19 protein-coding genes are annotated in these 23,167 nt (G+C 56.4%); 9 read left to right on the top strand and 10 right to left on the bottom strand.

Features of this window, described 5'->3' with window-relative positions:
- Positions 1–110 precede the first annotated feature (110 nt).
- Positions 111–788, top strand: a complete 678-nt coding sequence (locus tag TH3_RS05170) for a FadR/GntR family transcriptional regulator (RefSeq protein ID WP_007090723.1) — start codon at positions 111–113, stop codon at positions 786–788.
- An 88-nt stretch (positions 789–876) separates the two neighbouring features.
- Here TH3_RS05170 and TH3_RS05165 read toward each other — a convergent pair whose 3' ends face one another.
- From TH3_RS05165 to TH3_RS05145, 5 genes are all read right to left on the bottom strand, one after another.
- Positions 877–1,086, bottom strand: a complete 210-nt coding sequence (locus TH3_RS05165) for a cold-shock protein (protein WP_007090722.1) — start codon at positions 1,084–1,086, stop codon at positions 877–879.
- A gap of 78 nt (positions 1,087–1,164) precedes the next feature.
- Positions 1,165–2,994 (bottom strand): DEAD/DEAH box helicase, encoded by a 1,830-nt coding sequence (locus tag TH3_RS05160; protein ID WP_007090721.1) that lies wholly within the window; start codon positions 2,992–2,994, stop codon positions 1,165–1,167.
- A gap of 761 nt (positions 2,995–3,755) precedes the next feature.
- Positions 3,756–4,964: a YeeE/YedE family protein gene (locus tag TH3_RS05155; RefSeq protein ID WP_007090720.1), complete on the bottom strand. Its 1,209-nt coding sequence runs from the start codon at positions 4,962–4,964 to the stop codon at positions 3,756–3,758.
- Between the two features lie 106 nt (positions 4,965–5,070).
- Positions 5,071–5,994, bottom strand: coding sequence for a sulfurtransferase (locus tag TH3_RS05150; RefSeq protein ID WP_007090719.1), 924 nt, complete (start codon positions 5,992–5,994; stop codon positions 5,071–5,073).
- A gap of 146 nt (positions 5,995–6,140) precedes the next feature.
- The gene (locus tag TH3_RS05145; RefSeq protein WP_110252816.1) at positions 6,141–6,866 is read right to left on the bottom strand and encodes a TetR/AcrR family transcriptional regulator; all 726 of its coding nucleotides are present in this window, start codon (positions 6,864–6,866) and stop codon (positions 6,141–6,143) included.
- A gap of 325 nt (positions 6,867–7,191) precedes the next feature.
- Here TH3_RS05145 and TH3_RS05140 point away from each other — a divergent pair, with 325 nt between their 5' ends.
- A complete protein-coding gene (locus tag TH3_RS05140) occupies positions 7,192–7,959 on the top strand; it encodes an NAD kinase (protein WP_037992041.1) in 768 nt (255 codons plus the stop codon).
- Entirely contained in the window at positions 7,956–9,143 is a 1,188-nt protein-coding gene (gene argE, locus TH3_RS05135) for an acetylornithine deacetylase (RefSeq protein ID WP_007090716.1), read from the top strand. The genes TH3_RS05140 and argE overlap by 4 nt, the downstream gene beginning before the upstream one ends.
- Positions 9,144–9,209: 66 nt before the next feature.
- Here argE and TH3_RS05130 read toward each other — a convergent pair whose 3' ends face one another.
- The 5 genes from TH3_RS05130 to TH3_RS05110 all read right to left on the bottom strand — a co-directional run bounded on the left by TH3_RS05130 (position 9,210) and on the right by TH3_RS05110 (position 17,562).
- On the bottom strand, positions 9,210–10,238 hold the full coding sequence (locus tag TH3_RS05130; RefSeq protein WP_007090715.1) for a hypothetical protein: 1,029 nt from the start codon (positions 10,236–10,238) through the stop codon (positions 9,210–9,212).
- Between the two features lie 8 nt (positions 10,239–10,246).
- On the bottom strand, positions 10,247–11,941 hold the full coding sequence (locus tag TH3_RS05125; protein WP_007090714.1) for a hypothetical protein: 1,695 nt from the start codon (positions 11,939–11,941) through the stop codon (positions 10,247–10,249).
- Positions 11,941–12,810: an SH3 domain-containing protein gene (locus TH3_RS05120; RefSeq protein WP_007090713.1), complete on the bottom strand. Its 870-nt coding sequence runs from the start codon at positions 12,808–12,810 to the stop codon at positions 11,941–11,943. The genes TH3_RS05125 and TH3_RS05120 overlap by 1 nt, the downstream gene beginning before the upstream one ends.
- Positions 12,811–13,200: 390 nt before the next feature.
- Positions 13,201–16,347: an efflux RND transporter permease subunit gene (locus tag TH3_RS05115; RefSeq protein WP_007090712.1), complete on the bottom strand. Its 3,147-nt coding sequence runs from the start codon at positions 16,345–16,347 to the stop codon at positions 13,201–13,203.
- A 24-nt stretch (positions 16,348–16,371) separates the two neighbouring features.
- Positions 16,372–17,562, bottom strand: a complete 1,191-nt coding sequence (locus tag TH3_RS05110; protein ID WP_007090711.1) for an efflux RND transporter periplasmic adaptor subunit — start codon at positions 17,560–17,562, stop codon at positions 16,372–16,374.
- 228 nt (positions 17,563–17,790) lie between these two features.
- On the opposite strand from TH3_RS05110, the gene TH3_RS05105 reads away from it, so the two are divergent.
- The 6 genes from TH3_RS05105 (at position 17,791) to TH3_RS05080 (ending at position 23,052) form a co-directional block, all read left to right on the top strand.
- Positions 17,791–18,399, top strand: a complete 609-nt coding sequence (locus tag TH3_RS05105; protein WP_276525153.1) for a TetR/AcrR family transcriptional regulator — start codon at positions 17,791–17,793, stop codon at positions 18,397–18,399.
- A 173-nt stretch (positions 18,400–18,572) separates the two neighbouring features.
- A complete protein-coding gene (locus TH3_RS05100; RefSeq protein ID WP_007090709.1) occupies positions 18,573–19,733 on the top strand; it encodes a hypothetical protein in 1,161 nt (386 codons plus the stop codon).
- A 17-nt stretch (positions 19,734–19,750) separates the two neighbouring features.
- Positions 19,751–20,119 carry a VOC family protein gene (locus tag TH3_RS05095; RefSeq protein ID WP_007090708.1) on the top strand — a complete coding sequence of 123 codons (369 nt, stop codon included), beginning with the start codon at positions 19,751–19,753 and terminating at the stop codon, positions 20,117–20,119.
- A 156-nt stretch (positions 20,120–20,275) separates the two neighbouring features.
- Positions 20,276–21,262 carry an ABC transporter substrate-binding protein gene (locus TH3_RS05090; RefSeq protein ID WP_007090707.1) on the top strand — a complete coding sequence of 329 codons (987 nt, stop codon included), beginning with the start codon at positions 20,276–20,278 and terminating at the stop codon, positions 21,260–21,262.
- 80 nt (positions 21,263–21,342) lie between these two features.
- Positions 21,343–22,122, top strand: a complete 780-nt coding sequence (locus TH3_RS05085) for an ABC transporter ATP-binding protein (protein ID WP_007090706.1) — start codon at positions 21,343–21,345, stop codon at positions 22,120–22,122.
- 3 nt (positions 22,123–22,125) lie between these two features.
- Positions 22,126–23,052: an ABC transporter permease gene (locus TH3_RS05080; protein WP_007090705.1), complete on the top strand. Its 927-nt coding sequence runs from the start codon at positions 22,126–22,128 to the stop codon at positions 23,050–23,052.
- Positions 23,053–23,167: the final 115 nt, after the last annotated feature.

The following is a 23,167-nucleotide window of genomic DNA, read 5'->3' as shown; positions in this document are numbered from 1 at the left end:
TCGCACTTGCGAAAAATCACAAGCTGATTAAAGCTATAACCCTTAAATATATTGGATTTTTGCGCCGGATAAATTTTGATACAACTGGTCAGACCAGTTATGGAAAACGCATGACACGCACTGAAACCGCCCCGGAACGCGCCGCACGCGCCATTCGCAACCTGATTAAAAGCAACGGCTTAGGTCCTGGCGACTCTTTACCAGCCCAGCGCGAACTGGCAACCGACCTTGGCATCAGCCGCGCCAGCCTGCGCGAGGCGCTCGCAACGCTTGAAGCCATGGGACTGATCCGGGTTCAGGCTGGCAAGGGCGCCTATGTCGCCGATCCCCATGACGGAATGCCACGCGATGACAATCAGAAACGTCAGGCCGCACAGGTCTATCAGTTCCGCCTTGCCATAGAACCCTATGTCGCGGGCCTCGCCGCACAGGCCCGCACCCGCGATCATCTGATCGTCCTTCAACGCAGCATCGATGACATGCAAACCGCGTTCGAGGCTGACGACCTGATCACGGCCGCCAATGCCGATACCGAATTTCATGAAATCCTGCTATCCGCATCGGGCAATCCGTTATTTGCCGCTGCGATCTTTCCCGCCGCCCAGACCATCCATGAAAACCAGATGCTGCCCTTTGCCAATGCAGCCGCGATCAAGGCACCGTTGCGCGAACATGAACAGATCCTGCGCTATGTACGCGACCGCAATCCATCGGGTGCGCGCGATGCCATGCACTTTCATGTGCTCAGTGCCGCGACCCGGGCCAATATTGCCTTTCTGCGCCCATAAAAAAGCAGGCCCGAAAACAAAACCCCCACCCGGTTGCCCGGATGGGGGTTTCGCAAATCAGCGCCTTCGCAAGCGAAGGCAAACCGAATTAGGCAGCGGTCAGATCGTCAGCCGAAACGCGGCCCGAACGTGAGTCGGTGCGCAGTTCGTAGTTGATCTTGTCGCCTTCCTGCGGGTGGTTCATACCAGCGCGTTCAACGGCGCTGATGTGCAGGAATACGTCATTTCCGCCTTCGTCCGGCTGAATGAAACCAAAGCCTTTGGTTGCGTTGAACCATTTAACGGTACCAGTTGCCATCTTTAAATCTCCTTTAGAGTGTCGATTGGCGTTACGGCGCATCCCGCGTGGATGCACCAATCAGTTTGGAAAGCTGCCTCAGGCGATTTCGCGCCTGCTGCGGTTTCCGGAATTGTTTTCAGAACGGCGTTCGCCATTCGGGCGTGCGCCCGGACGACCACCGACTGGCTTGCCGGGGCGCGCACGACCCGGACGTGCGTTGCGGGTTGCCGGTTTGCCGGACTGACCCGGTTTACCATTTGCAGTCGCACCGTTGCCGGTTGTGCGGCGCTCGTCCGAGCTGCCAAGGAATGAAAGGTTGGATGCAATGCGGTTGTCACCGCCGCCCGTCCCGTTCGAAGTCACCTTTTTCGGTGTCCGAACCCGGTTATCGCCATTGGCGTTACGGGTATCACGGGCATCGCGACTGTCACGACCGTCACGACGCGCGCCGTCGCGGGCCTGCGGACGGGCCGCTGCGCGATCAGGACGCTCGTTATTGCGATCATTGCGTTCGTTACGATCCGCACCACCCTTGATGCCGCCCTTGTAACGGCCGGAATTTTCCGATCCGCTGGCGACATCGCGCGTGGTTTCTTCGGTGCGACGACGATCATTGCTCCGGTCATTGCGATCATTACGACCACGGGCGTCATTGCGCCCCTGACCGTTACGGCCACCTGCACCCGGACGACCACCGCCATTCCGGCCACGCCCATTACCGTTACCATTGCTGGCACGACGATCGGGATTGGCATCGCGTTCGGCTTTTGAAATAGCGTCCTGCTCGGCGGCTGCCTTTGCATCGCGACGATCGATTACCGGGATCGACTGACGGGTGGTTTTTTCGATATCACGCAGAAGACCGCGCTCTTCTTCATCACAGAATGCAATCGCCGAACCGCTGGCCCCACCGCGTGCGGTACGACCGATACGGTGAACATAGCTTTCCGGAACATTCGGAAGTTCGAAATTCACAACGTGGGTCACACCGTCGACATCAATACCGCGTGCGGCAATGTCGGTTGCGACCAGAACGCCGATCTGACCATCCTTGAACGCGTTCAAGGCACGTTCGCGCTGATTCTGGCTTTTGTTGCCATGAATCGCAGCAGCACTGATTTTGCAGCTTTCAAGATGACGCGCCACACGATCCGCCCCGCGCTTGGTGCGGGTGAAAACAAGGGTGCGTTTGAAAAGCGGGTTATCAAGCAATTCCGCCAGAAGCTGACGCTTGCGATTTTTCTCGATCATATAGACCGACTGCTCGACGCGTTCCTGGGTCGTGGCAACCGGGGTCACCGAAACCTTGACCGGATCGGAAAGCATATCACCGGCAAGCTGCCCGATCTGCGACGGCATGGTGGCCGAGAAGAACAGGTTCTGGCGCGAACGCGGCAGCATCTTGATAATGCGTTTGATCGGCGGCAGGAAGCCAAGATCAAGCATGTGATCGGCCTCGTCGAGCACGACGACATCAACATTGTTAAGTTTCAGCTTGCCTGCATCAATGTGATCAAGCAAACGGCCCGGTGTTGCGACAAGAACGTCAACACCCGGCGTGATCGCCTTGATCTGCGGACCATGCGCAACCCCGCCAACAACAACGGCAACCGTGGTGTTCATGAAGCGGCCATAGGCACGGAAGCTGTCGCCAATCTGGGCGGCCAGTTCACGCGTCGGCGCCAGCACAAGCACACGGCATGATTTCGCCGGGGTACGGGTTTCGTTTTTGGAAAGACGGTCCAAGATCGGCAGTGCAAAAGCAGCAGTCTTGCCAGTGCCGGTCTGTGCGATCCCCAGAAGGTCTTTGCCTTCAAGGAGAGATGGGATGGCCTGTGCCTGGATCGGCGTTGGCGCATCATAGCCTTCATGCTTGAGAGCGCGAAGGACGGGCTCGGCCAGGCCGAGATCCGAAAATTGGGTCAAATAAAAGTATCTCTTGGTATTGCGGCAGCAGAGGGAAGGGAATCGGCCCTTGAATGTATTACGTCAGCTCTGCGCCTTGCATATTCTTTCGGAAAAGCCCGCGTAGTAGGGCCCTTCAATGCGGTTTTCCGGTAGATCACTCAACAGGCGAGGCCAATAAAGTCCCCTCTACGCTTCTGGAGCGATCAGATAACAAGGGCAACATGCGCAGAGTTTTGTCTGCTTGTCAAACACCATGTTTGTCATGGGCCACGCTTATTTTGCAAACAAGCCCGTCACTTAAGCAGCGCGGGCTTGTTTTGATTGCAAATATCCTTGTTCCTAATTGGCAGAACAAGGGCTCCCTGCCCCCCAAGGATTATATGCCGCACACGGATTTTCTGCTGCGCACGGGTTAAACGCCGCACTGGGGTTTCCCGCGCCGCACGGGTTATATGCGGCACACGGGTTGGCACCGCACGGCGCTGCGGCACATGGATTTGCGGCACAAGGATTATAACCCGCACAGGGACTCGCGGCACATGGATTCGCAGCACATGGGTTATAGCCCGCACAAGGATTGGCGGCACAAGGGTTCGCCGCACAAGGGTTCGATCCGCACGGATTACCCGCACACGGATTACACCCGACCGCCGGACTGTTGGCCGGGTTGGATATTGCCGGTGGATTGGCGGGCGTGCTGGTGTGATGATAATGATCAAACACCACCGCACCGCTGGCCGCGAGGAACACCGCACCAAACAGGATTGTATTTTTCTCGCTCATGACTTTTTAAATCCGTCCATGCCAAATACCGGGCGCAGCGCAATACCGATCCAGCTACCGGCAAAGGCCATCACAAACCAGAGCCAGCCATGCACGCTGCCCGAGGCAATGCCGCTAAACAACGCCCCGATATTGCAGCCAAACGCCAGCCGCGCCCCATAGCCCATCAAAATCCCGCCAACTGCCGCCGCCAGAAGCGACGCAAACGGCACCTTCACTTTGGGCGCGAATTTGCCCGCAAGGCTTGCCGCCAATGCCGCCCCGATCACGATGCCGAAATTCATCACCGACGTATTATCCGCCAGCACCGAATTTGAAAGCGCCTTGGCCGGACCGGCCCAGTTCCAGAATTCCCAGGTTTCAACCGGAATGCCGATACCTTGGGCGATCTTCGCCCCCCAAAGCCCGAACCCGAACGTGATCGACCACGGATGCCCCGCACTCAGAAGCGTTGCAACATTAAGCCCGGCCAGAAGGATACCCGTCCCGACCAATGGCCACGGACCATGCAGCAACCGGGCAAAGCCCGCACGCGATGCCACCGGTGCGGTTTCAATCGAACCGTGGGCGCGTTTTTCAACCCAGATCGTGATCAACGCCACCAAAGCCAGACCAGCAAAGGTCACGCCCAACCCGCCCCAAATGCCAAATTCGGTTCCGAGGCTCATGGGCGGCATGGAAGGCAGTTCAAGCCACATCGGCAAATGCGCGGTGCCGATCACAGCACCCACGATAAAGAACACAAGGGTCAGCAACATGCGCGCACTGCCGCCGCCAACCGTAAACAGCGTCCCCGATCCGCATCCGCCGCCAAGCTGCATGCCAAGGCCGAACATGAACGCGCCGACCAGAACCGAAACGCCAACCGGTGCCACCGCGCCGACAATCGGGGTACCAAGTGGTGCGCCGATGGCAAGCAAGGGAATAAACGCCGCCGCGGCAATGCCGATCATCAAAAGCTGGGCCCGCATCGCGCGGCCGCGCTTTTCGACCGAAAACCGCCGCCAGCCACCGGTAAAACCGAATGACGCATGATAAAGGGCAATGCCCAGCAACCCGCCAAGGCCATAAAGCGCGGCCTGATGGATATCGACTGCCTGCGCAATCAGCACCGCGACAATCACAAACAGGATCGCCGTGACGGCTGCGGGCCCTTTGTCAAAACTAAAGCCCGAAGCACGGACATTAAGGGTCGTTTCAGACATGGTGGTGACGCTCTATCTGACTGGAAACCTGAAAACGAACGGAACCGGGCAACCCGGTTCCGTCAAAACATCGTGTATTATAGGGGTGTTACGCCGTATTTCCGAATTATTCCGGAACGACCACGTCGCGCGACGGATCAGCCGCCCATTCGGTCATGGAGCCGTCATACATCCGGGTGTTTTTGTTGCCCATCACTTCCGAAAGGCCAAACCACGCAACCGATGCCCAATGGCCGGTATTGCAATAGGTGATTTCATCACCGTCTTTCGACACACCGGCATTTTCAACCAGGCCGCTGATCACATCGGATGCAACAAACTGGCCTTTCTGATCATCATAAAACGCCGACTGTTCGATATTGACCGCACCGGGGATCGCACCGGCACGCGCCACGACGGGGCTGGTCTGCTCGCCGCGGAACTGTGCCGACGGACGCGCATCAACCAGCGCGACACCATTTTCACGCGCCTTGGCAACATCATCGGCCGTCGCCAGAAGCTCCGGGCGGAAATTGGCATTGAATGCCAAGGTCTGCGGGGCGACCGCGTCGGTTGAAACCGGCTTGCCGGCTGCTTCCCAGGCACGCTGCCCGCCATCAAGGATGGTAACCGCATCATGGCCCAGCACCTTAAAGGTCCAGTAAACACGGGTCGCCGAACCGAAATCCGAACTGTTCTGACCGGCCGGCACAACAACAACCTGTTTGTCATTATCAATGCCAAGGCTGCCGATCCGGGCCGATATCACATCAACCGGCGGCAACTGGCCGACAACATCGCCAACCTTGGCGCGCCAGCCGAACTTGCCATAGGGCGCAAACACCGCCCCCGGAATATGCCCGGCATCATAGGGGCTGCCTTCTTTGGTCAGCGACCGGATATCGACAACCACCAAAGACGGGTTATCAAGATTGTCCGAAAGCCACGCGGCATCAACCAGCGGCTTTTCTGTCAGGCGCTCGGCCTGTGCTGCCGCACCGCCAAAGACAATCGCCACTGCTGCCGCAGCAGAAAGAATAAGAGAACGCATGGGGCCTGTCTCCGATGTGGTGAATTAGAAATTTGTGAAATCTATATAATCACCATACATCTGATGTCAATTAATATATAATAACAGTTATTTTTTGTTATAAAGACAGCCATTAGTGTTTGAGCATCCCCCGCAACCTTTAAACGCTAGGGCCGCAACCCATTAAGATACCGCGCATATTCGCGCGCAAACGCGCCATGGGTTTCGCTGTTGCGCAAGGCAGGCGGGCGGGTCAGGAAGCCATGCAGGGCGGCGATGATGAATTCCGCAACCGATGACGGTTCGATATCGGTGCGGATGGTTTTATTGAACTGTCCATGGCCCAGATGCAGCGCCAGACCGCGCCGCCAGTATCGATAAACCCCATCAATACGCTTGCGCAGATTTTCATCAAGTTCCGCCGCCCCCGACGCCAGCCGTGCCAGAGGACAACCGCCTTCAAGCAGTTTTGGCGCATCCTTGGTACCAAGGCAATCCACCTGCCCCATCATCACCGGCAGGATATCATCCGCCCCGTCAAGCGGCCGCAGCCACACATCATCAATATATTGCGGCAGGCATTCCTCGATCACGGCATGGGCAAGTTTGGCCTTGCCGGGGAAATGATGATAAAGCGCGCCCTTGGTCGTGCCGGTCCGTTCCAGGATCTGATTGATCGATGCCCCGGCAAACCCGGCCATGCGGATTTCATAAAACGCCGCATCAAGGATCAGCTTGCGGGTTGCCTGCGGATTGCGGGGCTGTCGGGTCGTCGCCAGCGCATTTTGCGCATGGTCGGCAATGGCATTTTCAATCGTGCCCTCATCGACCGGATCATCCGGATGGGAAATCCGGGCCAGTGCGGCAGTAATGCTAAAGGGCGGTTTGCTCATGATTTTTATATCTTGTGCCATGTTCGATAAGGCTGCCCAAGGTTCCCCTGTTTTTGCCCCAAGGTCAATATGAGAGCACATCGAACCCAACGTGACCTTGCGCACAGTATCCCCGCGCGATCCCCGCGCGTGCGATGATGCAGCCCCTTGCAATTACATGTAAACCAGTCTCTATTACGGGATTGCGGGCCGGTGATACGGCCCCCATATCCGGCCAGAAATAAAACCGGAAACGTTCAGAACCACGCCCGGAACCACGCCCAACGCCACCCTGACACGATTATGGTGGCATGCGATGACAGGATCGCATTCGATCGGAAAGCAGATGCATATTCATTCCATCGCCTTTGTCGCCGCCGACACCAAAATTGCCCAGGACGCGATGTACCGGTTAAAGCATCGCTATGGCCATGTCTCACCGGAAACGGCGGATGTGATTGTCGCACTTGGCGGGGATGGCTTCATGCTGGAAACCCTGCATCGCTATATGGGGCGCAAGGTGCCGATCTATGGCATGAACCGGGGCACGGTCGGATTTCTGATGAATGAATTCCGTGAAATGGACCTGCCCGAACGCATTGCAGAGGCCCAGACCGTGCAACTGCACCCGCTTCAGATGGAAGCCCACACCATGCAGGGCGAAAGCATGTGCGCGCTTGCGATCAACGAAGTCTCGCTTCTGCGCGAAACCCGGCAGGCAGCAAAACTGCGCATCAAGATCGACGGGGTCGAACGGCTGGCCGAACTGGTGTGCGATGGCGCACTGGTCTGCACACCGGCCGGAAGTACGGCCTATAACCTGTCGGCCCACGGTCCGATCCTGCCGATGGGAAGCGGCCTTATGGCCCTGACCCCGATCAGCCCGTTTCGCCCGCGTCGCTGGCGCGGCGCGCTTCTGCCGCATGGGGCCGAAGTCGTTTTTGATGTGCAGGATCCGCAAAAACGTCCGGTTTCCGCCGTGGCCGATTATACCGAGGTTCGCGATGTCTCACGCGTGATCATCCGCGAAGACAGCAACATGAAAATCAAATTGCTGTTCGATCCCGAACACAATCTGGAAGAACGCATTCTTAAGGAACAATTCGTCGAATGAGTGCCGCCAACACCACCGCCATGCCGTCTGCCGCAACCCTTGACTGGCTTGCCAAACTGATCAGCCATCCAAGTGTCAGCCTGACCCCGAACCTTGCCCTGATCGAACAGGCGCAAAGCTATCTTGAAGGTCTGGGCTATCTGTGCGCGGTCGTGTTTGACGAAACCAGAAGCAAGGCCAACCTGTATGCCACCATCGGCCCGGCGGTCGATGGTGGCGTGATCCTGTCAGGTCACAGCGACGTGGTCCCGGTCGAAGGCCAGAACTGGGCATCCGACCCGTTCACCACCGATATCCGCGGCGACAAACTTTATGGCCGTGGGGCCTGCGACATGAAGGGTTTCCTGGCCTGTCTGCTGGCCAAGGCAGAAACCTTCAAAAATGCCGATCTGCGCGTGCCGATCCATCTGGCCTTCACCTATGACGAGGAAGTCGGCTGCCTTGGCGTGCCAAGCCTGGTCGAGGCGATCAACGCCCTGCCCCATAAGCCCGCCATGTGCATCGTGGGCGAACCCACCAACATGCAGGTGATTACCCAGCACAAGGGCAAATATTCCGCCCGCGCACATTTCACCGGCCGGTCGGGCCATTCGTCGCTGCCGGGCGAAGGTGTCAATGCGGTTGAATTCGCATCCGAATTCATGGTGTTCCTGCGCCGCCTTGGCCAAAAATTCCGCAATGAAGGCCCGCATGATGATGAATTCGTGCCCAATCACACGACCTTCCACAGCGGCGTGATCCATGGTGGCACACAGCTCAACATCATTCCGCAGAATTGCTATGTCGATTTCGAATTCCGCAATCTTCCCAATCATGATCGCAACGAACTCAAAGGCCTGATCTTCGATTATCTCGACAACACCCTGATCCCGCAAATGCGCGAAACCTATGACGATGTCGGGGTCGAAATCGAAGTCGTCTCCGACATGCCGGGCCTTGCCACCGGCGATGACGAGGAAGTCACAAAACTGGTCATGGAACTGACCGGGGCGAACACCACCGGCAAGGTCAGCTTCGGCACCGAAGCCGGTGTATTCTCGGCGATGGGCGACATCCCCACCGTCGTCTGCGGCCCCGGCAGCATAGAACAGGCCCACAAACCCGACGAATTCATCGAACTCGACCAACTCGCGCGCTGCGAAAAGTTCCTGGATAGGCTTTTGGCGGTGTTGGTGCGGAAATAGATTTTTAGCCCAGATTGCTTCAAGGAAGCAGAGGAAGCAGCCTTTGACGGCTGCTTCCTTTTTTAATCAGCTATCGAACTCGATTTTCAACACATCGCGATCGATCATATCTGACAAGGCATCACGGTTACGGGGCGCCTGTTTTCCAAGCCCCCCAAAGCCACCAAACATAACCTCGAATACAGCCGAACCAATATCTTCAAACGGTGTCGGGTACTGCGGTTCATAGGCAACTTTTAAAGTCCCCCCGGAAGCATCGAGTACTGATTTGGCCACCTCAGCCATGTCATTCTCGAACCGACTTTGGGGTGGATTTTCCGAAATTTGATGATCCAGCTTATGGAAAAGCTCTTTGCGATAGGCTGCCCCATCAAGAGCAGCCCCACTTTCCACACTGGCATATTCTGCAATCCGGTCTTTAAGCCCCCGATCCGTCAAACGCAGAGAAACCGAATTCAAATCGGCCTTCCCCATGTCATCAAGCATCCGCCCCATTGTATTAAAGCCACGCGCAGAAAAACGCTCCACTGGTGGGGCCGTGAAACGGCTGATACTGACTTCGAACTCACCATCAAGTAAATCAGGCATCGAAACCTCAACGGCCGCCAACACGTCACCTTTGGCGATATCATACTCATACTCAATACCAATATCGCCTCGCATAGCGTCCATTCCGATCAGAAACGGCGACGGTCCGCCAAATAGTCCGAACGGACTTGCTGCAATCGGAAAATCAACGTCTTCCAGCAGAAGATCGACACTTCTCAACTGGCCGCTACGTTCGTCCAAATCATAGTTCGAAACAGTTAATGCCCCAACAGTGCCCTCTGTTCCCTGCAAACTCAGTCGCAGGTTATACAAAGTCACGCTCTGCCCAATGAGGGACGCATCGATTTCACGATAACGGATGTCGCGATCAAGTTGGTTTTCACGAAGGAACCGGGCGATCTCGATTTCTGCCTCATTCGCGATATGACTTTGAAAGGCGAAATATCCCCCCACAAGAACCACAATCGCAACCAACGCTGCAATCAGCCCGACTTTTTTGCGACCTTTCCGGGAAGGCTCGGACATATGATTATTATTCTGTTCCATATCCACACCTATTCCCTTGCGCCTGACCATTGTGGATATTGTGACCGGACATAAGCCGCAACATCTTCTTTATTCATGCAAATCCGGCCATCACATTTCGTCGCCTTATCAACTGATATAACGCTATAAAGCGCGCCATCGATCTTCTGGCCGTCCCCCATGCCGGAAACAAAATACCAATCACCTTCTTCTAGCCCCTCCCCCGTCAGATAGACACGCGATGGCCATTTGGCGCGATAACCGACACTGTCGCGCTCCCCGACCTCCACAAAAGCCCGAACCGGGAATTTCCGCCCGCGTGAAAATGCAGTGGCGGCAATATCATAGGGATTGTCAAAAGACGGATTGCCATCGTGATGCAGGGCCGCAAGCTTGGCCGGAACGACACCATCTCCGGCAAGACTTTCATAAAGCTTTTGCGCTTGCGCATCCTCGCGTTCCTGCTGAACACGGCGCAGCTCTTCTTCATGGCTGCGCTGGGCAGCAAGACGCTGTTCCTCGGCCCGACGCTGCTCTTCTGCGGCCTTCCTCACTTCGGCCATATGCTGTTCACGCGCCGCAACAAACTTCGCCTCATCATGATGGACCAGCAAATAATCCTTTTGCTTTCCGGTATAGATTTTAACATCAATGAATTCGGCTTTAAGCTTGTAAAACCGGTTCCAACGCTCGTCTTCAAGCCCACCATCCTTTAACCGTGCACGATAAGTAACATGGACTTCATTGCGCGTTTCCTGCAGTCGATCAACCGCGCTACGCCCTAAATCATCCGGCAAATAGATTTTTTGGTTAAAACTATCTGGTAGCCCTTCGAAACTAACGGACACCTTCCCTGCAATTACATTGTCATTGAAGTTATCATACCTGCAAGTCAGAGAGTAAGTCTTCGCCCGAGGAGTAAAGCTTCCAATATCCAACATAGAGGTATCAAAGTCGTAGCCCCGGTCGACGCGAAAATCGAGGGTAAACTCAAAGACGTCACCGGCGGCCAATGAACTAACCAAAACCCCCGGCCTGACCTTTTCCCGCCAGTCCCGATAATCAAATTCATTGTTTTTTACCGCGTTATATTCTTTGCAGCCATCTATTGACGCTAACTGATCAATCACACGATCATCATTTAAAGCTTCCGGGTAATATTTCGCTGCAAGCCAAAAGACATTCTCGGCCGTCAAGGAAACCGGCTTAACATCTGGTTGCTTCTTCTCAACAACAACCGGCTTTTCCTGCTTTGCAACAGTCGGCGCTGGCGGCGCTTCCGGTACTTCGGTTATTTCTTTCGCTGCATCGTCTTTCGGCGTCACATCCTCCGCAGTTTTTTGCGCGGGATCACCCACCGCAGCCTCAGGCGCAATAGCCCACCCACTGGCCTTCGCAATTCGGAAGTCGCGAGTCAGAGTCCCGGCGCTGTCGGTTACCTCGATCCTTGCGGTTTCCATCTGCGGGCATTCCGCATCAAATACCTTTGCGATTGTCGGAAAAAGGGTTTCTTCCTTATCGACCAAAGGACTGTCGGCGTTGCGTGCAAGCTTCAAATGCGCATCCGCTTTGCACCAATTATCACCCCCCACACCAAACAGCTCAATGCCAAGCTTCGAGGACCGCGCGATCTGCTTCGTTTCTGCCGCTTCAACGTCAAACGGCAATGACAAAGCCACCGCTGATATCATCAGCGGTGCCAAAATAAAACGCCGATATCCCATCAACCCAGCTCCCAGACACCATCCGGCGACTTGCAGGCAGAATAGTTTTTCTGCTCGCTCTCGCTGCCGTCACTTACTGTCATGGAAACATCGCGACAGGTCGTCTGCACGATAAGGGTTTCGGTCTCAAACTCTGCGTCAAGATCAATGACATCGCTATCGCGTTCTACAACCTTTTCCTCGGCGACCTTCGCTGCTTCGGGATCTTGTGCCGTATCTGCTGCGGCCATCTGCATATCGGGGATCACATTCGGCTCTGCCAGAAGCGTGTGATACACATACCCAATGGCCTTGCCATCACGCCCCACCAGATACCAGTTACCGTTGGCAACACTACCAACCGCATTGATCCGGTCTCCTGCCCGCAATCCTGTCAGGACATCAGAATCCGTCGAAGGCGCGGAACGCACATTGGCCCCCTTGGTGACCACACGCTCTTCACCGACAATCGTCATACCAACCGGGCTTGCCACGACTTTCGGGCGCTGCACTTCCACCTTGGCTGCAACCTGGCGGGTGTTGGTCGGAACAATTTCCGCACTTGCCCCCGTATCGGGGTTGTTCCAGGTAACCACCTCGCCATCATTTCCGGCATCAAGTGTCTGATTGGTTCTTTGCTGCACGGCTTCGGCGTCCGCCGGGTCCAGCATTCCCCCGATCCAATCGCCAATCATATAACCCGCTGTTGCCCCAATCGCTGTCGCAACAAGCTGCCCCGTGCCGTTCCCGAATTGTGCACCAAGTATCGTTCCGCCAACCACCCCAACGATGGAGCCAACGGTCTGGCCGGTAGTTTTGTTACATCCCCCAAGGGCAAGTAAAGACATCAAAACGAGCGCGGTCGTGCCACGTAACACTGCTTTATTCATAAAAGTATGCCCCTGTTAAGCAAATCAAACGACTGTCCCTAATAAAGATTTATCGAACTAAACTTTTAGATGTCAATGCAACTTGAACACACGCAAAAGCAATTAAATTGCTTGAAAAAAACCAAGATCAGTGAAACAGAAATCGCCAATTTGCCTATCCAATACAAAGGAATAGCACCTGAAAGTTGAAACCCATTCGAATGAGTAGGGAAAATTACCCGCTTGACCTTATGACCATGTCGGGACAAAACAAAAGGACTGGTGCAATGCACCAGCCCTTCTTACGCACGCGCAACGGCGGGGTCGGGGGACTGCGCAGACAAGTCTGCAACCGTCGCGAGCGCGCCGACAAAGCCGGTCTGTTAATTCAGACCGGCTTTGCTTTTTGGTTTATTCCGCGGGATGTTCGTGGGCCGCCTTCACATCACCGCGTTTCGAACGGCTTTTGGCGAAGGTGCCAACAATCAGCACAAAGAACAGCGGCACGAAGAAGATCGCAAGGATCGTGGCCGCAATCATGCCGCCCATCACCCCGGTCCCCACCGCGATACGCGCCCCCGCACCGGCACCGGTACTGATCGCAAGCGGCAGAACGCCCAGCGTGAAGGCCATCGAGGTCATGATGATCGGACGCAGACGCTGGCGCGCGGCCTCGACCGTTGCCTCAAGCAGGCCCATCCCCTGATCATAAAGTTCGCGCGCGAACTCGACGATCAGAATGGCGTTCTTGGCCGACAGACCAATCGTGGTCAGGATCGCCACCTGGAAGTACACGTCATCGGGAAGCCCGCGCAGCAGCGCTGCAATCACGGCCCCCAAAACGCCCAATGGCACGACCATCATCACCGAAACCGGAATGGCCCAGCTTTCATAAAGTGCGGCAAGGCACAGGAAGACCACGATCATCGACAGGGCATAAAGGGCCGGGCCCTGTTCGCCTGCTTCGCGTTCCTCATAGGAAAGCCCCTGCCATTCAAGGCCGATGCCGCCCGGAAGCTTGGCAACGATTTCCTGCATTGCCGTCATCGCATCACCCGATGCAACGCCCGGTGCCGCCTGCCCCTGAATATTGACAGACGAAAGACCGTTAAAGCGCTCCAACCGCGGCGAGCCATAAGTCCACTGCGTGGTCGAGAAGGCCGAAATCGGCACCATCTCAGCGTGGCTGTTGCGCACATACCAATGATCCATATCTTCGGGCATCATGCGGTATTTCGCATCTGCCTGCATATAGACGCGCTTGACACGGCCCTTCTCGATGAAGTCGTTGACATAGCTTGAGCCCCAGGCAGTTGCCAGCGTGCGGTTGATGTCGGCAATACTGACACCCAGCGCGCTTGCCTTTTCCTGATCGATATTGATGTCGAACTGTGGTGTATCATTCAGGCCGTTCGGACGCACCCCGACCAGACGCGGATCCTGTGCCGCCATGCCAAGCAACTGGTTTCGTGCCGCGATCAGGGCATCGTGCCCCGCACCGCCACGGTCCACCAACTGCATGTCAAAGCCGTTCGCCGTGCCCAGTTCGATAATCGCAGGCGGGGCAAAGGCAAAGACCATGGCTTCGCGGATCTGGGCAAAGGCACCATAGGCCCGCCCGATCACCGCCTCAACCGACTGACCGGGCGATGTCCGTTCCGACCAGTCTTTCAGGTTCACAAAGGCGATACCCGCATTCTGACCACTCCCGGCAAACGAGAAACCAGCCACGGTAAAGATACCGTTCACCACTTCCTTCTCGTCTTCCATGAAGTGCTTTTCGAGCTTCTTGAGAACCTCGACCGTCCGCTCCTGCGAGGCACCGGCCGGCAGCTGAACCATCGAGAACATGATCCCCTGATCCTCTTCCGGCAGGAACGAGCCCGGCAGACGCACGAACAGGAAGGCCAAAGCCCCGACAAGAATGCCATAAACGAACAGGTAACGCCATTTGCGGTTCACAACATGGCCGACACTGCCCTGATAGAAATTGTTGGTTTTATCAAACCCGCGGTTGAACCAGCCAAAGAAACCCTTTTTGGCATGCGGATCGCCCTTGGACGGCTTAAGCATGGTCGCGCAAAGGGCCGGTGTCAGGACAATCGCCACGATCACCGACAGCACCATCGCCGAAACAATGGTGATCGAAAACTGGCGATAAATCGCCCCGGTCGACCCGGCAAAGAACGCCATCGGCACAAACACCGCCGACAGAACCAGCGCAATACCGACAAGCGCACCGGTAATCTGGCTCATGGATTTGCGCGTTGCTTCACGCGGCGGCAAGCCGTCTTCATGCATCACGCGTTCGACGTTTTCGACCACAACGATGGCGTCATCGACCAGCAGACCAATCGCCAGCACCATGCCAAACATGGTCAGCGTGTTGATCGAGTATCCGAACGCCGCCAGAACGCCAAACGTACCAAGCAGAACCACCGGCACCGCAATCGTCGGGATCAGGGTCGCGCGCCAGTTTTGCAGGAACACGAACATCACGACGAAAACAAGCGCGATGGCTTCAAACAGGGTCCGGACCACTTCCTCTATCGAAACCTTGACGAACGGGGTCGTGTCATACGGATAAACAACTTCCATCCCCTGCGGGAAGAAAGGTTTAAGCTCCTCAAGGCGGGCTTTCACCGCCTCGGCGGTGTCAAGCGCGTTGGCCCCGGTCGCAAGGTTGATACCGATACCGGTAGCGGCCTGTGCATTATACCGCGCAACGACCTCGTAGCTTTCGCCACCGATCTCGATGCGCGCCACATCGCCCAGACGGACCTGCGAACCATCCGTATTCACACGCAGCAGAATATTGGCGAATTCGTCAACGGTCGTAAGCTTGCTTTGCGCCGTAATCGTCGCGTTGATCTGCTGTCCCGGCACGGATGGCGCACCGCCGATCTGACCGGCCGTGACTTCCGTGTTCTGCGCTTCGATTGCCGAACTGACATCGGAAACCGTCAGGTTATAGGAAATCAGCTTGTTCGGATCGAGCCAGATGCGCATCGCATGCTGCGCACCAAACACCTGAACCGAACCGACACCGTTCACACGTGCAATCGGGTCTTCGATGGTCGATACCACAAAGTCCGAAAGGTCTTCGGCATTCATCGAGCCATCGGCCGACACAAAGCCCGCCACCATCAGGAACGAACCGCTTGATTTCGAAACCGTGATGCCCTGCTGCTGAACTTCGCTTGGCAGACGCGACATGGCGGCCTGCAACTTATTCTGCACCTGCACCTGCGCGATATCGGGATCGGCTTCGGGTTCAAAGGTCAGGGTGATCGATGCACTCCCCGTCGCACTACTGTTCGACGACATATAGCGCAGGTAATCCAGCCCGTTCATTTCCTGTTCGATGACCTGCGTCACCGTGTTTTCAACAGTTTCCGCCGAAGCACCCGGATAGGTCGCCTCGATCTGCACCGATGGCGGTGCAATCGACGGATATTGCTCGATCGGCAGCTGCAAAATGGACAGCCCCCCCGCCAGCATGATCACCAGGGCCACAACCCAGGCGAAGACGGGGCGATCAATAAAAAACTTTGCCATTAGAAATCGTCCTTAATCGTCAGCTTACTGGGCTGAACCTTGGGCGGCACCCTGGCCAGCATTCGCATTCTCGACAGGCTGCGCCGTTACCGGCGCCCCCGGTGCGATACGCTGAATGCCATCGACGATCAGCTGTTCGCCATCCGAAACACCGTCTGTCACGACCCAGTTCTCGCCTTGCGACTGTTCGATCTGGATATCCTTGGAAACGACCTTGCCGTCACCGATGGTGTAAACATATGCCGTGCCATCCGGACGGCGCATCACGGCTTTCTGCGGCACAAGGAAGGCCCCATCAAGCTTGCCCTGACGCACCTGTCCACGCACGAACATGCCCGGCAGCAACACACCATCCGGGTTCGGGAAAACCGCGCGCAGACGGATCGTTCCGGTGGTTTCATTCACCGATACGTCGGAAAACTGCAACGTCCCGGTATGGGGATATTCAACACCGGTCGCATCAATGATCAGGGCAACTTCGATCTTGCCGTTTTCAACACCCTGAATGCGGCCGTTCTGGATCGCCTGCTTGATCTTCATTAACCGGCCACCGGCCTGCGTCACATCGACATAGATCGGGTCAAGCTGGGTGATCGTGGTCAGTGCTTCGGTCTGGTTGGCGGTCACAAGCGCACCTTCGGTCACATCAGACGAACTGATCTGGCCGGAAATCGGGGCGGTTACGGTGGTGTATTCCACATTGATCCGCGCCTGATCGACCTGCGCACGCGCGGCGGCAACCGCGGCTTTTGCCTGGGCTTCTGCCGAAATCGCATCGTCAAAGGTCTGCTCGGAAACCGCCTGGGTTTTCACAAGACTTTCGTATCGTTTGCGGGTTTTGGTCGTCTGATCAAGTGTCGCGCGCTGCTTGGCAAGTTCCGCCTGTGCCGCGTCAAGTTCCGCCATATAAACGGCCTGATCAATCATATAAAGCTGCTGACCGGCTTCAACAAACGCGCCTTCGGTAAAGTTGCGTTCCTTGATGATACCATCGACCTGCGGGCGCACCGCAGCCTTGCGGAAGGCAACGGTACGACCCGGCATTTCCTCGATCAGACCGACGGTCTGCGCTTCAAGTGTCACGGTACCAACCGGCGTTGCCTGCGGTTGCTGCTGTGCGCTGGCATCCGACTGTTGCGCTTCTTTCTGCTCGTCACAGGCCGCAACCATCAATGCAAGCACAGCAACGCCTGCAAGTTTCAAACAAGATCGCATCGACAAAATGATTTTCCTTCTCACAGTCCTGTAAGCAGCGCTGCCGTGCCGGGGAATATCAGGCAGCTTTGCCATTGAATTATTAAATACTGTACGGTACAGTACACATTGTGCACTGCACGATCAAGAGCCAAAAACAACGTCGACAGAAAAGATCGAAAAACCATGAGCGAAACGTCAGAAACCCAAGGAAAACAATCCAGTCGCGGCTTCGCACGGCGACGCGCGATGATGGATGCTGCATGGCAGCTTCTGCTGGAGAAAGGCTTTTCTGGCGTTACGCTAAATGACGTAATTTCTCGATCCGGTGGCTCCCGTACAACTCTCTACGAGGCATTTGGCGGAAAGGATGGGTTGCTGACTGCCGTTATGACAGAACGGTGCATGGCGTTTTCCGCGGAATTGCATATTTCGCTGGAATCCAATCTCCCCCCTCGTGACGCTTTGACCGACTTCGCCTTTAAACTATCGACCAAGATACTAACCGAGGAAGCCGTTCGCTTCACGCAGATTCTGTTCTCCGAAGGACAGCATTTCATACCAATGGTTGAGAAGTTCCTTGAAGTCGGCCCCGAAAGCACGCGCAAACACCTTGCAAACTACCTGAAACGCCAGAATGACCTTGGTAATCTTGTCATCGACGATCCCGATCATTATGCCGAAATTTTCGATGCGATGATTGTCGGCGACTGGCAGAATCAGGTGATGAAAATGATCTCTCCTCCGAAACTCAGCGAGGAAGAGATCACAAAAAGGGTCAAACGCGCCGTCGACGTCTTCCTGTGTGGGGTCACCGTCGAAAGCAAGCGTGACAAAATCGGCTGCGCCACCGACTGACCGGCAACGCCCCCATGCTTTCCAGATGACAGCCAGGACAAGATGTGATCCATGTCATACTTGTGTCCTTCTGCTGTGCTTCGCCTGCCCTCGCCACAATCCCTGCCCCATCTTCACCAAATTTGCGCTAAACAATGGAACCGTTCAAACCATTACCCATAGGGGTCTTGATCATGCCTGTACGCCGTATTGTCATCGGCATTGGTGTTTCTCTGATTTCCATTTGCGCCGCCGGTGCAAATGCCTTTGCGCTTGAAACGCAAAAGGCGCGCGAAATCATGGATGGAATCCTGATGCAAAACGGCATTTCCGCAACCGAAACATCCGCGGAAAACAGCAACGGTGCGGTCACCTTCACCTATGACGGTGTGCGCCTTGATCTCAGCGGCTACAGCACCGCGCGTGAACTGGCCCTTGAAGATGTCCGGGTAACGCTAAGCGATACCGATATCGCCAATCAGGTCGATATCGACATTGCCCTGCCCGAACGCGGCAAGATGCTGGCCGATGCCACCAGTGACCAGCGCGAACTGACCATGCGCAAGGCACTCGGCAGCCTGCGCTGGAACTATATAAACGGCACGGCGGTCAATTTCACCGGCGGCGCCGATTTCCTGATTGGCGATGAACCGATCACGCGCAAACACTGGCTGATGAACGGACTTGTCATTCGATGGCTGCCTGACGAAGCCCGGATTTCCTGGCAGGCCGCCGAATGGACCGGCCCGAACCGGGAAAAACGCGGCGCGGTAAAATCGACAAGCTTCCTGCTCTATCCCGGCGAAAATGGCGAAACCCATCTTGACTACGCCCATGATGGCCTTTGGCTGCCAAGCCTGTTGCAACCGCGCACCGTGCGCATCAAAAGCAGCAGCACCGGCCTGCCCTGGCTCGAAGCCAAACCCATCATTGAAAAGGGCTTCAATGATATGCTGACCGGTCTTGCGCCGCGCGCTGCCCGCCGCCAGATCGCCAACGAGCTTTGGCAAAAGGCCGCCGATAACGGTGCCCCGGTCAAGATTGATGAAATCTATGTCGAAGGCCGCGGCCTCGAAGCACTGGGCAAGGGTGAATTCATCGCCCAGCAGGCCGCGCGCTACGGCTTTGCAGGCCAGCTTGACCTTGACCTGATCGGACGCGAACGCCTTCAGGACCTGATCGGCACCCCGCAAAGCCCGACCCTGCTGGGCGCGCTGGTGCCCTTTGCCGTCGATGGCCTTGCCGCCGGTGAACCCGGCCAACAAGGCATGACGAATTACGATGTCGAACTGTTGCGCGATGGCCGGATTGTCGTGAATGGCGTAACGGTATTCAGCGCCGCAAGTGGCAGCTGATAACAACGGAAAACCTGATGCCGACGACCTGCAACCGGATCGTGATCTACACGAAAAAGATCGACGAAATGGTCCATTTCTACTGCGATCTTTTCGTCTATCAGGCCATCCGCCTCGAAGGTGACCGCATCGTCGAACTCAGGCCTGCCCTTGATGGGCTGATCCTGATGCTCCATCCCGCGGGCAAGGGCCAGAAAGAAGGCCAGTCGCTGATCAAACTGGTCTTTGACGTCAAGAATGTCGACGCCTTCCGCAAGCAACTGGTGACCCGTGGCGTTGATGTCGGCCCGATCCATCAGGCGGATGGCTATCAATTCGCCAATATGAAAGACCCGTCCGGAAATCCGGTTTCGATTTCCAGCCGGGCCTTTGCAATCCGTTCCTGACCGGGCTCAGATACCCTGTCCGTATGCTCCCTCATTCCCGGCAATGCTTTGCGCCCTGTGCGACATCCTGTTGACGGATAATGCCGAACTTCGCATGATCCGGTGGCACGGTCGGCCTGCCACATGCCGACCCAATAAATCAGGGAGCCTCATTCAATGAAACTTTTCAAATCCGGTGCGCTTTCAGGCCTTCTGATCGCGGGTACAATGATTGCCGCCATGAACAGCGCATCCGCCGAACCGATCAGGGTCGGCATTGCCAATTTCGGCGAACATCCGCAGCTTAACGCGTCCATCGCGGGCTTCAAGGAAGCCATGGCCGCCAACGGCTTTGCCGAGGGCACGGACGTTGTCTATTCCGAAAGCCACACCAATTTTGATGCGTCTCTGGTGCCCCAGATGATCGCGAAATTGCAGGCCGAAAACCCCAAACTGATCTATACCATCACCACCCCGGTCTCCCAGATCGCCAAAAAGGCACTGGCGGGTTCGGGCATTCCAATCGTGTTTTCCGCCGTGACCGATCCGGTGGCCGCCAAACTGGTCCCGTCATGGGATAAGGGCGACGAAGGCATGACCGGCGCGTCCGATCTTCAGGACATCGCAGCCGTTCTTGAATTCACCCACAAATTCCTGCCCGATGCCAAACGCCTTGCCGTGCCCTATAACCCGGGCGAAGCCAATGATGTTGCCCTGCTTGAAAAGGTTCAGGAACTCGCCCCCGCCGCGGGCTTTACCGTTGTTCCGGTCGGCATCGATAACGTCAATGACATTCAGCAACGCATCACCGCCGTCGCGGGCAAGGCTGATGTCATCTATACCCCGGCCTCAAACCTGATCCAGCCGGCAATTGCTGCGGTTTCCGCCGCTGCGCGTCAGATCGGCGTTCCGATTGTCAATTCCGATAGCTCGGCGGTTGCCAATGGCACCGTACCCGCCAGCTTCTCGGTCGATTATGAACAGGTCGGCCTGAATGCCGGTAAGATTGCGGCTGAAATCCTCAATGGCAAGGACCCGGCGACCATTCCGCCATCCGCACCATCCTATGAAAACCACGCCCCGATGATTTCGAAAAAGGCCTCCGCCGCCTTTGGCATCGAAATCCCGGCCGAATTCAACGATTGCGGCTGCATCGTCGAATAAATTCCGGCCTCGTCTTTTTGTTGGCGCCCCGCATTCCGGCATCACCGGGGGGCGCCAATTTTGCTTTACGGAGGATACGGATGCTTGAAATCCGGTCTGCACGAAAAACCTTTTATAAAGGCCAGCCCGACGAAAAGATCGCGCTGGACGACCTGTCGCTTACTCTCCAGACCGGCGAATTCGGTGTTGTCATCGGCTCCAACGGGGCGGGCAAAAGCACGATGCTAAATGCCATTTCCGGCGCAATGCCCCTTGATCGCGGTCAGATCCTGATCAATGGCGATGATGTCACCAATATGCCCGTGCATAAACGCGCCATGCGCATTGCGCGTGTGTTTCAGGACCCGATGCTCGGCACTGCCGCCAGCATGACGGTGGCCGAAAACATGCTTCTGGCCGAATTGCGCAGCAAAAGCCGCACCTTCGCCCGTGGCCTGAATGCCAAACGCCTTTCGGATTACAAGGAACGCCTGTCGATCCTGGGTCTTGGGCTTGAAAACCGGCTTGATACCCGCGTTGAACTGCTCTCCGGCGGGCAACGTCAATCGCTATCCCTCATCATGGCGGTCGGCGGATCGCCCGATCTGCTGTTGCTTGATGAACATACCGCCGCCCTTGATCCGCGCACCGCCGATCTTGTCATGGGGGCAACCGTGCGCGCGGTTGATGCGCTTAAACTCACCACCCTGATGGTCACGCACAACATGCAGCACGCGGTCGATTACGGCCATCGCGTCATCATGCTTGACGCAGGCAAGGTCAAACTGGAAATCGGCGGCGAAGAAAAGGCCGGTGTCACGGTGGCAAAGCTGATCGATCATTTCTCGGTCAAGTCTGACGCCATGTTGCTGGGGGCCTGATTGATGATGGAATTCCTTTCTTCGACCTTCACAAGCTATGTGGCGCTCGTGCCGGTCACGCTGGCACAAAGCCTGATCCTGGCTTTCGTCGTCATGGGCATCATGATCCCGTTCCGCACCCTGCATTTCCCCGACCTTACCAGCGAAGGCGCCTATCCGCTGGGCGGCTGTGTTGCCGGGGTTCTGATTGCCGCCGGGGTCAATCCGGCACTCGCCATCATCGCGGCCCTTCTGTGCGGTTTTGCTGCCGGGTGCTGTACGGCACTCATCCATCTGCGGTTTCGCATTCACACGCTTCTGGCCGGGATCCTGATGATGACGATGCTTTACAGCATCAATCTGCGCATCATGGGCAAATCGAACCTGTCGATCTTTGGCACCGGTTCGGTGTTTGACTGGGCGCCCTTTGTCACCCCCGGTTTCCCGGCGGCCAAGATCATCATTGCCGGGATCATCGGGGCGGCGGTGTTTGTGGCGCTTAACTGGTTTTTCAAAACCGAAAAGGGCACAGCCATGCGCGCGGTCGGTGCCAACCCGGCCATGGCAGAGGCCCAGGGCATTTCCGTCTGGGTTTCGACCATCGGCGGTGTTGGCCTTGCCAGCGCCTTTTCGGCCACCAGCGGCGCGCTTATGGTCCAGTCACAGGGCTTTGCCGATGTGAATATGGGCCTTGGCATCCTGATCAACGGTCTGGCCGCCCTCATGATCGGCGAGGCCATCGTTGGCAAACAAAGCATCTTTCGCCAGCTCCTCGCCCCGTTTGTCGGCGCGATCATCTATTATCAACTGGTGTCGCTCTGCCTGGCCGCCGGTATGCCCCCGCCCGATCTGAAACTGGCAACCGGCCTTTTCGTGCTTGCCATGCTGGCCCTGCCCAGCCTCAAACGCGGTCGTGGCGGTGCCCCCGCCCACGAAAAGTTCCGCGAATGAAAAACAACGGGCGGGGTCAATTGGCCCCGCCCCAGACCGCTGACAAACCCCGTCATATTTTGGCGGGGTTTTGCTTTTAGAGGTGTTTGAAAGCTGGCTTGAGTGTGCCGAGGGG

This window comes from Thalassospira xiamenensis M-5 = DSM 17429 (assembly GCF_000300235.2).
In the GTDB taxonomy this organism is placed as follows: domain Bacteria; phylum Pseudomonadota; class Alphaproteobacteria; order Rhodospirillales; family Thalassospiraceae; genus Thalassospira; species Thalassospira xiamenensis.
This window is presented reverse-complemented; position numbering and strand designations above follow the sequence as displayed.

Bases quoted from the DNA above. Each gene is read 5' to 3' on its own strand.
- TH3_RS05165 (WP_007090722.1), bottom strand. From the start codon at position 1,086: ATGGCAACTGGTACCGTTAAATGGTTCAACGCAACCAAAGGCTTTGGT.
- TH3_RS05115 (WP_007090712.1), bottom strand. From the start codon at position 16,347: ATGGCAAAGTTTTTTATTGATCGCCCCGTCTTCGCCTGGGTTGTGGCC.
- argE (WP_007090716.1), top strand. From the start codon at position 7,956: ATGAGTGCCGCCAACACCACCGCCATGCCGTCTGCCGCAACCCTTGAC.
- TH3_RS05130 (WP_007090715.1), bottom strand. From the start codon at position 10,238: ATGGAACAGAATAATAATCATATGTCCGAGCCTTCCCGGAAAGGTCGC.
- TH3_RS05110 (WP_007090711.1), bottom strand. From the start codon at position 17,562: ATGCGATCTTGTTTGAAACTTGCAGGCGTTGCTGTGCTTGCATTGATG.
- TH3_RS05090 (WP_007090707.1), top strand. From the start codon at position 20,276: ATGAAACTTTTCAAATCCGGTGCGCTTTCAGGCCTTCTGATCGCGGGT.
- TH3_RS05095 (WP_007090708.1), top strand. From the start codon at position 19,751: ATGCCGACGACCTGCAACCGGATCGTGATCTACACGAAAAAGATCGAC.
- TH3_RS05150 (WP_007090719.1), bottom strand. From the start codon at position 5,994: ATGCGTTCTCTTATTCTTTCTGCTGCGGCAGCAGTGGCGATTGTCTTT.
- TH3_RS05105 (WP_276525153.1), top strand. From the start codon at position 17,791: ATGATGGATGCTGCATGGCAGCTTCTGCTGGAGAAAGGCTTTTCTGGC.
- TH3_RS05085 (WP_007090706.1), top strand. From the start codon at position 21,343: ATGCTTGAAATCCGGTCTGCACGAAAAACCTTTTATAAAGGCCAGCCC.
- TH3_RS05170 (WP_007090723.1), top strand. From the start codon at position 111: ATGACACGCACTGAAACCGCCCCGGAACGCGCCGCACGCGCCATTCGC.
- TH3_RS05080 (WP_007090705.1), top strand. From the start codon at position 22,126: ATGATGGAATTCCTTTCTTCGACCTTCACAAGCTATGTGGCGCTCGTG.
- TH3_RS05125 (WP_007090714.1), bottom strand. From the start codon at position 11,941: ATGGGATATCGGCGTTTTATTTTGGCACCGCTGATGATATCAGCGGTG.
- TH3_RS05145 (WP_110252816.1), bottom strand. From the start codon at position 6,866: ATGAGCAAACCGCCCTTTAGCATTACTGCCGCACTGGCCCGGATTTCC.
- TH3_RS05155 (WP_007090720.1), bottom strand. From the start codon at position 4,964: ATGTCTGAAACGACCCTTAATGTCCGTGCTTCGGGCTTTAGTTTTGAC.
- TH3_RS05100 (WP_007090709.1), top strand. From the start codon at position 18,573: ATGCCTGTACGCCGTATTGTCATCGGCATTGGTGTTTCTCTGATTTCC.
- TH3_RS05140 (WP_037992041.1), top strand. From the start codon at position 7,192: ATGCATATTCATTCCATCGCCTTTGTCGCCGCCGACACCAAAATTGCC.
- TH3_RS05120 (WP_007090713.1), bottom strand. From the start codon at position 12,810: ATGAATAAAGCAGTGTTACGTGGCACGACCGCGCTCGTTTTGATGTCT.